At 52.2% G+C, this 12830-nt stretch carries 13 protein-coding genes; all 13 read left to right on the plus strand.

All coding sequences use genetic code 11. The annotated features are described in order from the left end of the window. Window positions 1-17 precede the first annotated feature (17 nt). The 13 genes from IPH59_08085 (at window position 18) to atpC (ending at window position 12653) form a co-directional block, all read left to right on the plus strand. Window positions 18-1217: a type II secretion system F family protein gene (locus IPH59_08085; GenBank protein ID MBK7091665.1), complete on the plus strand. Its 1200-nt coding sequence runs from the start codon at window positions 18-20 to the stop codon at window positions 1215-1217. A gap of 66 nt (window positions 1218-1283) precedes the next feature. Next, complete coding sequence (locus IPH59_08090) at window positions 1284-3026, plus strand: PAS domain S-box protein (GenBank protein ID MBK7091666.1); 1743 nt, start codon at window positions 1284-1286, stop codon at window positions 3024-3026. Window positions 3027-3176: 150 nt separating this feature from the next. Continuing rightward, complete coding sequence (locus tag IPH59_08095) at window positions 3177-5243, plus strand: thioredoxin domain-containing protein (GenBank protein MBK7091667.1); 2067 nt, start codon at window positions 3177-3179, stop codon at window positions 5241-5243. Between the two features lie 171 nt (window positions 5244-5414). After that, complete coding sequence (locus IPH59_08100) at window positions 5415-5645, plus strand: AtpZ/AtpI family protein (protein ID MBK7091668.1); 231 nt, start codon at window positions 5415-5417, stop codon at window positions 5643-5645. A 101-nt stretch (window positions 5646-5746) separates the two neighbouring features. After that, window positions 5747-6064 (plus strand): hypothetical protein, encoded by a 318-nt coding sequence (locus IPH59_08105; protein ID MBK7091669.1) that lies wholly within the window; start codon window positions 5747-5749, stop codon window positions 6062-6064. Further along, on the plus strand, window positions 6061-6930 hold the full coding sequence (gene atpB, locus IPH59_08110; GenBank protein ID MBK7091670.1) for a F0F1 ATP synthase subunit A: 870 nt from the start codon (window positions 6061-6063) through the stop codon (window positions 6928-6930). Before IPH59_08105 ends, atpB begins: the two co-directional genes overlap by 4 nt. A gap of 29 nt (window positions 6931-6959) precedes the next feature. After that, window positions 6960-7193 carry an ATP synthase F0 subunit C gene (atpE, locus tag IPH59_08115; protein ID MBK7091671.1) on the plus strand — a complete coding sequence of 78 codons (234 nt, stop codon included), beginning with the start codon at window positions 6960-6962 and terminating at the stop codon, window positions 7191-7193. Between the two features lie 75 nt (window positions 7194-7268). After that, window positions 7269-7778 (plus strand): F0F1 ATP synthase subunit B, encoded by a 510-nt coding sequence (atpF, locus tag IPH59_08120; GenBank protein MBK7091672.1) that lies wholly within the window; start codon window positions 7269-7271, stop codon window positions 7776-7778. A gap of 12 nt (window positions 7779-7790) precedes the next feature. Next, window positions 7791-8339 (plus strand): ATP synthase F1 subunit delta, encoded by a 549-nt coding sequence (atpH, locus tag IPH59_08125; GenBank protein MBK7091673.1) that lies wholly within the window; start codon window positions 7791-7793, stop codon window positions 8337-8339. Between the two features lie 78 nt (window positions 8340-8417). After that, window positions 8418-9926 (plus strand): F0F1 ATP synthase subunit alpha, encoded by a 1509-nt coding sequence (locus tag IPH59_08130; GenBank protein ID MBK7091674.1) that lies wholly within the window; start codon window positions 8418-8420, stop codon window positions 9924-9926. A gap of 3 nt (window positions 9927-9929) precedes the next feature. Continuing rightward, window positions 9930-10787: an ATP synthase F1 subunit gamma gene (atpG, locus tag IPH59_08135; GenBank protein MBK7091675.1), complete on the plus strand. Its 858-nt coding sequence runs from the start codon at window positions 9930-9932 to the stop codon at window positions 10785-10787. A 46-nt stretch (window positions 10788-10833) separates the two neighbouring features. Next, window positions 10834-12249 carry a F0F1 ATP synthase subunit beta gene (gene atpD, locus IPH59_08140; GenBank protein MBK7091676.1) on the plus strand — a complete coding sequence of 472 codons (1416 nt, stop codon included), beginning with the start codon at window positions 10834-10836 and terminating at the stop codon, window positions 12247-12249. Continuing rightward, complete coding sequence (gene atpC, locus IPH59_08145) at window positions 12249-12653, plus strand: ATP synthase F1 subunit epsilon (protein ID MBK7091677.1); 405 nt, start codon at window positions 12249-12251, stop codon at window positions 12651-12653. Before atpD ends, atpC begins: the two co-directional genes overlap by 1 nt. The last annotated feature ends 177 nt before the right edge of the window (window positions 12654-12830 follow it).

Genomic DNA, 12830 nt, shown 5'->3' on the forward strand with positions numbered 1-12830 from the left:
GATAATTGGAGGTAGTTATGCCGGTTTTTGAATACAAAGGCAAAACGGTCACCGGGTCCGCCGTCGAAGGCGAACTTAAGGTAAAAGACCGTGGCGAGCTCGAACGGATTTTACGACGCAACAAGATCCTCGTTGACAAGGTCAATAGGAAGCCTTCGCAGGTGTCGTTCAAGATCGGTACGGGCGTCAAGAAGATTCACGTTTCCCGTTTTACGCGCCAGTTCGCAACGATGATCGGCGCCGGTCTGCCGATGGTTCAGTGTCTTGACATCTTGTCAAAGCAGATGGACTCGCAGGAATTCTGCAAGATCATCGGCGAGATTAAAGACGCCGTCTCTTCGGGCTCGACTCTTTCCGAAGCAATGAGCAAGCACAAAAAGGTGTTTGACGAACTTTATGTCAACATGGTAGAAGCAGGCGAAATGGGCGGTGCTCTCGATACGATTCTCGTACGACTTGCCAACTATCGCGAAAAGGCCGACGCATTGACTCGCAAGGTCAAAGGCGCATTGGTCTATCCGGCCGTCGTTTCATTCGTTGCTACCGCCGTTACGGTTGCCATGTTAACCTTTATTGTGCCGATTTTCGCCAAGATGTTTGCCAACCTCGGCGCTGAGCTTCCCGCACCGACGCAGGTCGTGCTGCAAATCTCTGAATTCTTGCAGCGCTTTTTCCTTTTGATTATTGGCTTCGTCATTGCTGCTGTTGTCGGTCTTAAGATGATGCTCAAGAATGAAGAAGGCCGCTTCCAGTTCGACAAGTTCATGCTCAAGACTCCCGTCTTCGGCGACCTGATTCGTAAATCAGCCGTCGCACGTTTCACCAGAACGCTTGGTACGCTGATTCAGTCCGGTGTAACGATTCTCGACGCACTGGAAATCACTGCCAAGACCGCAGGCAACAAGGTTCTGCAGAGAGCAATTAAGAAATCAGTACTCTCTATCGCCGAAGGTGACACGATTACCAACCCGTTGAAAGAGTCTGGTGTGTTCCCTCCGATGGTTATTCAGATGATCGGCGTCGGCGAAAAGACCGGCGGCTTGGATGACATGTTGTCCAAGATCGCCGACTTCTACGACGAAGAAGTGGACGCTGCCGTGCACGCTCTGACCTCGATGATCGAACCACTGGTTATCGTCGTAATGGGTGTGGTTATCGGCGGTATTTTGATCGCTATGTATCTTCCGATGTTCGACATTATCGGCAAGATCAGCTAAATTCAATCAACCGGCAAACTCGTGAGCCACCCTTGTTAGTGCAGGGGTGGCTTTTTCTCAGGAAGTATGAAGCAGCGTAAGAAAAAACTAAAAGAAGAACTCCGCAGTTTCTGGTTCATCCCGCTGCGGCTGTCTATATTCCTGCTCCTTTTTGGCGCCGTCGTGCTAACCGAGAGCATTCAGCGGCAGACTTTTTGGCCGTTTCTGCTTTATTCACTGGCAACGCTGGTCTTCTTGCTTGTTATCGAAGTCGATGCGCGCCTCTTCCGGCCCGGATTTCTGCGATTTATTATCTTCTTCCATTTTGTTTTCGAGCTGTTTGCCGAAGCAGCTCTGATCCGTAGTTCCGGCCAAATCACAACGCAGTATTCGATACTTTTCCTGTTGACCATCGTCTCGGCGAGCCTGGTCTACCGATTGGTCGGAACGATTTCCATTGCGACGCTGGCCGCTTTCACTTACGCGTTCGCTTCTGGGCTGAACAATGTTTTCGAACGAGGCACAACACTCTCGCTCGAACAAATTCGCACAACTTTCCAGGGTGATGATGTCTTCTATGCCATATTCCTGCACGTCTGCACATTCTATTTGGTTGCATTCATATCCGGATTCTTGGCGCAGAAGCTTCGAGCAAAGGAAGGTGAGTTGTCGCACGCTTCCGAAGAACTCGAGCGTGTGCAACTCGATACTGATGACATCTTGCAGAATCTTCATTCCGGATTGGTGACAATCGACAACGTCGGAAAGATCGTCTATTTCAACCGTGCCGCCGAGTCGATTCTCGGATACCGACACATCGACATCAAGGGCAAGAACTTCCTCGAGGTCTTCAATCGTCAAATGCCTGAGTTCTGCGAACGAATACTTTCCGTGCTGAAGCTTGCCAAACCAAGCGTCCGAACCGAGCTCGAGGTCGTCTGCAAAGATGGTTCACGCCTTCCAATCGGTCTCAGTGCTTCTGTACTGGGTGATGAGCGCGTCGGTATCCGCGGCGTCGTAGCGGTATTCCAGGACCTGACCATCGCCAAGGAGATGGAAAGGGCGCTGATGAAGGCCGACCGACTCGCTGCCGTCGGTGAGCTCTCGGCTCGAATCGCCCACGAAATTCGCAATCCGCTCGCGTCAATTTCCGGTTCGGTAGAAGTACTCAAAAGCGAAACTGACCTGCACGGTGACAATGCCCGCTTGATGGAGTTAATCGTCAAGGAGTCGGAACGTCTCTCGCGAATACTAACCAACTTCCTTAGCTATGCCCGCACTGCACCTGTGCTCTCGACAAAAATCGAACTCGTTTCGACTATCGGCGACACACTTGACTTGATGCGCCATAGTCAGAAAATTCCTCAAGGTGTAGCGCTCGAATTTGCCACCGAACAGCCGCTGGTCTACGTCATCGGTGAGGAGGACCAGATTCGTCAAATTGTCATCAACATCATTGGCAATGCGCTCGACGCCGTCGATCCGGAAGATGGCAAGGTCACTGTCAAAGTCGAATCCCCGGCGCCCGATGGACGATTCTCAACAACTGATTGGGTACAATTGACGATCTCCGACAATGGCATCGGCCTTAACAGTGAAGTCCGCGAAAAATTATTCGAGCCATTTTTCTCTCGGAAAAAGGGCGGAACGGGTTTGGGTCTGGCTATTGTCAAACGCTGCCTTGATAACATAAAGGGGCAAATCAGCGTTGAATCTGCGCCGGGGGCGGGCGCGAAGTTTCGCATTTACTTGCGTCGCTACATCCAGACACGCGAAGAAGAGTCCGCCAAGTCGCCGGCATCAGCTGAAATGAAATCCCCAGTCGCCTAACTATTTCCTCGCCTCACAACAAACAATCGTATATACCACACGCTGCGTAGTCCATTGATGAAAGCACAATCTGCTGCAACCGTGGCGGCGGTAATACTATGGTTCATTTTCGTCGCGACAGCCGGCTGCACTGAATATAGGAACACTTCGATGCACTCACATACCAACAAACTTGTCAACGAAACATCTCCGTATCTTTTGCAGCACGCCCACAATCCGGTCGATTGGTACCCGTGGGGCGAGGAAGCATTCGCCAAAGCCCGCGCCGAGGACAAACCGATCTTCCTGTCGATAGGCTACTCCGCCTGCCATTGGTGCCACGTAATGGAACGCGAGTCGTTCGAGAATGACTCGATTGCAGCAATTATGAATGAACACTTCGTCAACATCAAAGTAGATCGCGAAGAACGCCCAGATTTGGATGACATCTACATGTCATTTGTGCAGATGTCGACCGGTTCCGGCGGCTGGCCGATGTCGGTATTTCTGACACCCGACGCCAAACCGTTCTTCGGTGGTACTTACTTCCCGCCGCAAGACGCCTACGGCCGACCCGGATTTCCCCAAATTCTCTATGCCGTCGACGAAGCCTGGAAAACCGACCGCGAGGGAGTAACTCATGGCGCGCAAACTGCGGTCGAACGTCTGCAATCAGTTTTACAGTCACTACCCGAACCCACTGCATTTGATCCGGCGTCAATTGACACTGCTGTGAGTCAAATGCTCCAACGCTTTGACCCGATTGACGGCGGCTTTTCCGGTGCTCCGAAATTCCCGCCAAGTTACGCTCTCTCGGTCTTGTTGCGCCAATACCATCGAACCAAAGAGCCGCGCCTCCTGAAAGCAGTAACCTTCACCCTCGATAAGATGGCTAAGGGCGGCCTCTACGATCAATTGGGCGGTGGCTTTCATCGATACTCTGTCGATGCTCAGTGGCTGGTTCCGCACTTCGAGAAGATGCTCTACGACAATGCGCTCCTGATAGTCGCCTATTGCGACGCCTTTCAGCTAACGCGCAAACCGCTCTACAAGCGCATCGTTTCCGAAACGCTCGACTACATTCTGCGCGATATGACGGATTCTTCCGGTGGTTTCCACTCCGCCGAAGACGCCGACAGCGAAGGGGAAGAGGGCAAGTTCTACGTTTGGTCACCGGACGAAATCATGTCTGTGCTCGGGCCACAAGACGCCAAGATGTTCTGCGACTATTTCGACGCCTCAAACGAGGGCAATTTCGAACACCAGCGGTCAATACTTCATGTTCGAGTTGCGACAGCAGAGTTTGCGGGCCGATACTCTCTGAGTGAATTTGAGTTTGAGTCGCGCCTCACCGCAATGAAGGCCAAGCTTCTCCAAGTCCGCAGCCTCCGAGCTCGTCCAAACAAGGACGACAAAGTTCTTACCGATTGGAACGGACTGATGATCTCTGCTCTCTCGCGCGGCTATCAGATAACCGGCGACATGAGATACCGTTCAGCAGCGCAAAAGTGCGCGAGCTTCCTTCACCAAACACTCTACTCATCCAGTCAACTCAATCGTGTTTATCGAAACGGTACTGTCAAACAGCACGGATTCATCACCGACTATGCCTTCCTGCTCAACGGGCTCGTCGATCTGTACGAATCCGACTTTGACATCAAATGGCTCGACTGGGCCGATAAGCTTGCTACCGAAATGATTGCAAGATTCGAAGACTCCCTCAATGGCGGCTTCTACATGACCATTGCCGATCAAAATGATCTGCTGGTTCGTCAGAAGGATAGCTATGACGGCGCAATTCCCTCAGGAACCTCTGTTGCGTCCATCGCATTGCTGCGCCTCGCTGTGCTTCTCGACAAAGCGGAGTATCGTACTGTTGCCGAAAAAGCGCTGCGGTCCCTTGCCGCCAACGCAAACAAAGTACCAATGGCCTACATGAATCTCTTGAACGCCGCCGCTCTAACCATCCACCATCCTCACGAGATTTCCATCGTAGGGGATGAAAGTAGCGAAGCAACTCGCAGACTCATCGAATGCGCCTACTCTACCTTTGCACCCGGAAGAGCTATTGCCCTGCTCAATCCCGAATCGCCAACGGCGAACACTACAGCCAATCGCGTCCCGATTCTCAAAGGTCGTGCCCTGTCCAGCGGCCAACCGTGCGCTTATGTCTGCCGCAACTTCGTTTGCAAGTTACCCGTAACGACGACGTCTGAACTAATAGCGTTACTCGAATAGTGTGCGAACGCCCTAAACCAATGGAAACAGGTGCAGAACGTAGTATTGTCAACAATCTGGTTGAATCTAATCTACTTTCGGTCCGATTTTGCTAAACCTCTGGCGCAATAATTGCTTGACAGTCAACTCACGCTTCATATATTTGGCGCCTACAGTCAGGTGGGTCTGAAGATGCCGGAAAAAGATGAGAAGAAATCCAGCTCTCTTAGACAAGTCAGCCTACTTGGTACGATTCCAATTCTGATGGCAGTAGGTCCCTTAGTGGGCTACTTCATCGGAAGCCTGATTGACGACTGGTTGGGTACCAGACCTTGGTTCATAGCCATATTTTTAATTCTGGGATTTGTAGCGGCAGGCAAAGAAATTTACAATATTGTGCGTAAGGTCAATAAGGACTTGTAACTTTTTTCACAAGCGATGGGATTGGAATTCATAACACGCATCATTAAGACCACGGCAGTAGTGTCGCTGGTCGTCTCCCTTTGCATTTCCTATTACTTCGATTGGAAAATCGGGCTTGGCTTTTCGTAGGTTCCGCTTGGAGTCTGATTAATCTCTTTTTCATCCGTACATTGATCAAAGAAGTCGTTTCTCCCAACGAAGCCCGCAAGTCAATAACAGCGGTTCTGGCATTGCTCAAGTTTCCTTTATTATATGTCGCCGGTTACTTCATTGTCGCGTCGGAGTTCTTCTCTGTCTACGCGCTGCTTGCCGGCTTCTCGTTGTTGTTTGCTGTCATCGTTCTCAAAGTGCTTGGTCGCCTGATTCTCGGTCTTGATGTACCGGGAGTCCGCACCAAACAGCCGGAGGGCACCGTTTGATCTCGCAATATCTTCTGACAATTGTCTCAACGACTGAACATGAAGTCGGCCAAGTCGCCGATACTTTGGCGCATGCCGCAGGTGCTGCACATGGCGGCGCTCATGAAGAGTCACACGAACTTCCGAATATCCTCCACATGGCGTACAAGGCCTTCGGAGACGCCTTCTCTGGTGTATATCACTGGGAAAACATCATCTTCGCTTTTGTGGCTTTGACTTTCTTGTGCGTGGTTTCGACCTCTGTCGCCCGTAAGCGCAAGATGATCCCGGGACGTCTGCAGAGCCTGGTCGAATTGGTAGTGGAAGGACTCTACAACTTCTTCCATAGCATGTTGGGCGATCACGCTCGCCGCTACACACCGTTCCTGGGAACGCTCTTCGTTTACATTCTCACAATGAACTGGATGGGAATGTTCCCGTTCTTGAAAGCTCCCAGCTCGGCGGCTACGATCACAGTCTCTTTGGCATTGATTGTATTCGTCTATTCGCAAGCTGTCGGCTTCAAACACCTCGGTGTCGGTGGCTGGTTCTTCCACTTGATGGGCTCGCCCCGCGACGTTATCGGCTGGTGTCTGGTGCCGTTGAACTTGCCGATTCACGTGATCGGCGAATTCGCCAAGCCGCTTTCATTGTCTTTACGTCTCTTTGGAAATATCACCGGAGAAGACATTCTGATCGCCGCCTTTACCGGCGTCGGTATCATGATGCTCTCCTTTATGCACTCGCCCGTTGGTGTGCCGCTTCAGTTGCCGTTTTATTTCCTCGGCCTGCTGATGTCCACCATTCAGGCGCTGGTATTCACTTCGTTGTCGGCAATTTATATCGCTATGATGTTGCCGCACGAGGAACACGCTGAAAGTCATTAATTTTTAATAACTGTTAGTCAGGAGGTCACATGGATTTCAGATTTGCATTAGCTCTGGCGCTGCCGCTCGCTATCGGGTTGGCCGCTATCGGTTCGGGCATGGGCCTGGGTCGTGCGGTTGGACAGGCGATGGAAGCCATCGGTCGTCAGCCGGAAGCTGCGGGCAAGATTCAGACCGCGATGATCATCGGCGCTGCGTTCATCGAAGCGTTGACCATCTACGCATTGGTCGCATTCTTCCTGCTCCAGGGCAAGATTGCTTAATCCGAAAGATTCAGGTGGGCGAAGTTAGTCGCTTCGCCCGCTGTATCGATTAACAGTTGAATGAGGTAAGGACCTTTGTTAGATCAAATATTAGGCGCTCTCAAAATTGAAATCCCCCAGCTGATAACGCATATCATCGGCTTTATCATCGCGCTGTGGATTCTCAAAAAGTTCGCTTGGAAGCCGCTGCTCGGCCTGCTCGACGAACGTCGCGAGCGCATCAAGAACAGCTTCGATGAAATCGATGCTAAGAATGCCGAAGCCGAATCGCTGAATCAGCAATATCAAGCTAAACTGCGCGATATTGACACTGAAGCCCGCAAACGCTTGACAGAAGCGGTCCAAGAAGGCGAGAAAATCGCGGCCAAGATCAAGGACGATGCGCGCGTCGAAGCCAAAGATATCATGGCTCGCACCAAGTCCGAACTCGAGCAGGATTTCGCCAAGGCGCGCATCCAACTCAAGGAAGACGTAGTCAACCTGACGATTGACGCCACCGAGAAGATCATCCGCGAACGTCTCGATACGCAGAAGCACCGCGAGATGATCGGTCGCTTCATCGAAGACGTTGAGAAAGTAAAGTAAGGGAAGCGCGCTTTGGACAAACAGATCATTGCCCGGCGTTATGCGCACGGCCTGTTCGAGTACACGGAAGAGAACAAGTCTTCCGACACTGTTCAAGTTGATTTCGAGAGTCTGGCCGATATTCTCAAGGCCGACGACTCATTGATTCAGTTTCTTGCCGCGCCGCAATTGCTCGATTCCGATAAACACGCTGTCGTCGACAAAGTGTTTCAGGGCAAGGTTCATGAGAACCTCTACAGCCTGATTCATCTTCTCGTCGCGAAACACCGCACCGATTTCATGGTCGAAATTGCCGACGAGTATGAAGCGCTCTACAATGAAAGTCGCGCCATCGTTGGCACTAGGTTGATCACGGCTGTCCCGTTGACACCGGAAGAGGTCAACGCCATCCGTGCCAAACTCAATAAGCTCACTGGCCGCCAAATTGACCTCGAACCAGAAGTCGATGAAAAAATTATTGCCGGTGTAATCGCTATCGTCGGCGACAAAATCATTGATCGTTCCGTACGCCACGAACTGGAAGTCCTGCGCGAGCAGTTGATGGAGTTGAAGGTAAACTAATTATAGACCGTAGCGGCGCGGTCTGCGCGCCCAACTGAACATGAGAATAATGATTACAAATAGAGGAGTCCAGTTCACATGGCTCTGAAACCAGAAGAAGTAAGTTCGATAATTAAACAGCAGATCGCCGGTTACCAGACCAAGCTCGAGATGGAGTCGGTCGGTACGGTTCTGCAGGTCGGCGATGGTATCGCGCGTGTCTGGGGTCTTCGTGACGTCCAGATGTCCGAACTCGTGACCTTCCCCGGTGACGTCACTGGCGTCGTGCTCAACCTTGAAGCCGACAACGTCGGCGTAGCGTTGATGGGCGACGATCGCAAAATCAACGAAGGCGACACCGTCCGCCGCACGGGCCGTATTGCATCGGTCCCTGTGGGCGAGGCTATGGTAGGTCGCGTGGTCAGCCCGCTGGGCGAGCCGCTCGATGCCAAGGGTCCGATTGCGACCAAGGAATTTCGCAACGTCGAATCACCCGCGCCAAACGTCGTACAGCGCCAGCCAGTGAAAGAGCCGTTGCAGACGGGCCTCAAGGCCATCGACTCGATGATCCCGATTGGCCGCGGCCAGCGCGAATTGATCATCGGCGACCGTCAAACTGGCAAAACCGCTATCGCCATCGACACGATTATCAATCAGAAGAACACTGACGTAATTTGCATCTATGTCGCCATCGGCCAGAAAGCTTCCACGATCGCCCAAACAGTTGGCATCTTGGAAGAAAACGGCGCCATGGGATATACTATCGTCGTTGCTGCCTCAGCGAATACACCAGCTCCGCTGCAATTCTTGGCACCGTATGCAGGTGTCGCAATGGGCGAATACTTCATGCTCAAAGGCAAGCACGTCCTTTGCGTTTACGATGATCTTTCCAAACACGCGCAAGCGTATCGCCAATTGTCGCTGCTGCTTCGTCGTCCGCCGGGACGTGAGGCCTACCCGGGCGACGTGTTCTACTTGCATTCGCGCCTATTGGAGCGTGCTGCCAAATTGTCTGATGAGCTCGGTGGCGGTTCATTGACCGCACTTCCGGTCATCGAAACTCAGGCTGGCGACGTGTCCGCTTACATTCCGACAAACGTAATTTCGATTACCGACGGCCAGATCTTCCTTGAAGGCGATCTGTTCTACTCAGGTACGCGTCCCGCCATCAACGTCGGTATCTCGGTATCGCGCGTCGGCGGTAATGCACAGACCAAGGCTATGAAGAAAGTCGCCGGCAGATTGCGTCTCGATTTGGCGCAATATCGCTCGCTTGCCGCGTTTGCTCAGTTCGGTTCCGACCTCGACGAAGCCACTCAGGCGCAGTTGACGCGCGGTTCTCGTACGGCAGAAATTCTCAAACAGGGTCAGTACATTCCGATGCCGCTCGAGAAACAGGTAGCCATCATCTGGGCCGCAGTAAATGGATACCTCGATTCAGTACCGCTTGAACGCGTTAAGGCATTTGAAGACGGATATTACCCGTTCATCGAGAAGAATTATCCCGACATCTTTCATGTCATTCGCGATTCAAAAACTCTCGATGATGCGACAGAAGCAAAACTGAAAGAAGCAGTCGCCAAATACAAAGCGGAGTTCATGAAGTAAACCATGGCAACACTTCGCGACATCCGTAAACGAATTCGCGCCGTCAAAAGCACGACGCAAATCACCAAAGCAATGGAAATGGTCGCGGCCGCTCGCTTGCGCCGTGCCCAGCAAATGGTCGAACAGTCGCGCCCTTATTCCGAGAAGATGCGCTTGATCTTGGAGCAAATCTCGGCAGCCGCCGGTTCGATTGACCATCCGTTCTTTGAACAGCGCGAAGTCAAGCGCAAGATGCTGGTGGTGTTTACATCTGACCGCGGTCTTTGCGGTTCGTTCAATTCGAACATCATTCGACCTGCCACCAAGTGGATGAGGGAGAACGAGCAGTTCCAGCCGCAGTTGGTATTGGTTGGTAAGAAGGGCGAAGATTTCTTCCGCCGTCAGAAATGGCCGATTGCCAAGGTCTATAAGAACATGCAGGGCCGCATGAATCTTGATGTTGTTCGCGACCTGACTCATTTCTTGATCGAGTCGTTCGTCTCCGGCAATGTCGACCAGGTTCAGCTTATCTATACGAAGTTCTTGTCGACGACTTCCTATCGCGTCGGCGTCCACGGCTTCTTGCCGATTGCACCGCCAAAGGCAGATAACAAGTCGCAGAAACACTATATCTTTGAGCCCGATCCCGAACACATCTTCGAATCGTTGATGCCTTCTTATGCGTTGACTATCGCGCAGATGGCGCTGGCAGACACATTCGCCTCCGAACACGGAGCACGTATGATCGCAATGGGACAGGCAACCCGCAATGCTAACGAAATGATCGACGCCCTTACCTTGCAGTACAACAAAGCCCGTCAAGCGACGATTACCAAGGAACTCCTCGAAGTCGTCACCGGTGCCGAGGCGTTGAGGGGTTAATCAGTGATGATGAATATTTTTGATAATTCCAAATACAGGAGCTGTAATGGCTGATAACTGGGGAAAGATCGTTCAGGTAATCGGTCCGACCGTCGACTGCGAGTTCGAATCGGATAAATTGCCGAACCTTCTCAATGCACTCAAGATTGAAGACCCCGCCAAGGGAATCGACCTAACCATCGAAGTAGCATTGCACATAGGTGACAACATCGTGCGCTGCGTCTCGCTCGGATCGACCGACGGTCTCGTGCGCGGAATGAAAGTTGGTGACACCGGTGGTCCGATTACGGTGCCGGTCGGTGAAAGATCGCTCGGCCGTCTCTTCAACCTGCTCGGCGAACCGCTTGACAAGATCGGCCCGCTTCCTGCCGACACCAAGCGCTATCCGATTCATCGTTCCGCACCGCCGCTCTCAGAACAAGAGACGAAGTACACGCTGTTCGAAACTGGAATCAAGGTCATCGACCTGCTGGAACCTTACGCCAAGGGTGGAAAGGTCGGTCTTTTCGGCGGCGCCGGCGTAGGCAAAACCGTTATCATTCAGGAGTTGATTCGTAATATCGCGACCGAACATGGCGGTTACTCAGTCTTCTGCGGTGTTGGTGAACGTACCCGTGAAGGCAACGATCTCTGGCTTGAAATGAAAGAGTCCGGTGTATTGGCAAAGACCGCTCTTGTCTTTGGCCAAATGAACGAGCCCCCAGGCTCGCGTCTGCGCGTCGCACTATCCGGCCTGACAATGGCCGAATACTTCCGCGAAGAAGAACATCAGGACGTGCTGCTGTTTATTGACAACATTTTCCGTTTCGTGCAGGCAGGCTCCGAAGTATCCGCTCTGTTGGGACGCATGCCGTCCGCAGTAGGATACCAGCCAACCCTGACATCCGAAATGAGCGCCTTGCAGGAACGCATTACGTCCACCAAGTCCGGCTCAATCACCTCGGTGCAGGCCATTTACGTACCCGCAGACGACTTGACCGATCCTGCCCCGGCAACAACCTTCTCACATCTGGACGCCACAACCGTGTTGTCTCGTCAGATTTCCGAGTTGGGAATTTACCCGGCAGTCGATCCGCTCGACTCGACCTCGCGTATTCTCGATCCGAACGTTGTCGGACACGAACACTACAACGTCGCCCGCGGTGTGCAGAACATTTTGCAGAGATACAAAGATTTGCAGGATATCATTGCAATTCTGGGAATTGACGAACTTTCGGAAGATCAGAAAATCATCGTCTCACGTGCACGCAAGATTCAACGCTTCCTGTCACAGCCGTTCTTTGTTGCTGAACAATTCACCGGCCGTCAGGGTCGCTACGTTAAGCTCAAAGACACGATTGCTTCATTCCGTGAACTCATCGACGGCAATTGCGATGATATGCCGGAGCAGGCGTTGTATATGGTCGGCAGTCTCGATGAAGCTCGCGAGCAGGCGAAGAAGATGCGTGAAGGAAAAGCATAATGTCGTTCAAGCTGTCGATTGTGTCACCCGAACGCATTCTTTTTGAAGACGAAGTCGTATCGCTGGTGGTGCCGGGTGGCGAAGGCTATCTCGGCATCCTTTCCAATCACGCTCCCTTAATCTCGACGCTCAAAGTCGGCGAGATCAAGTTCCGCGACAAGAACAACAAGGAACTCTGGATGGCAACCTCCGGCGGATTTATCGAGGTCTCGAACAACAAGGCTACCATCCTTGCCGATACCGCCGAATTCGTCCACGAGATCGACCACGGCCGTGCCATGAAGGAATTGGAGCGCGCCGAGGGTCTTCTCAATATGGACTTGTCGTCAACCGACCGCGAAGTTGCCAAGCACTCACGCGAAAAGGCGAAAAATCGCCTCGACTGCATCAAGAAGCACAAATAAGGGCGCATTTCTCGCGCCCGAATGAATTTCCCATCGGCTGCATTTGTTCGCCAATCATGTTTTACCCTCCCGTATTTATCGGTTCGTACAAAACAATTTCGGCGTATAAGAATGGTAGCCGATGCTATTTGTATCGGGCTGCGACGCTATTCGTTTTACCGTTTTGGTTGCAGTAAA

Source organism: bacterium (assembly GCA_016708315.1).
In the GTDB taxonomy this organism is placed as follows: Bacteria; Zixibacteria; MSB-5A5; order CAIYYT01; family CAIYYT01; genus JADJGC01.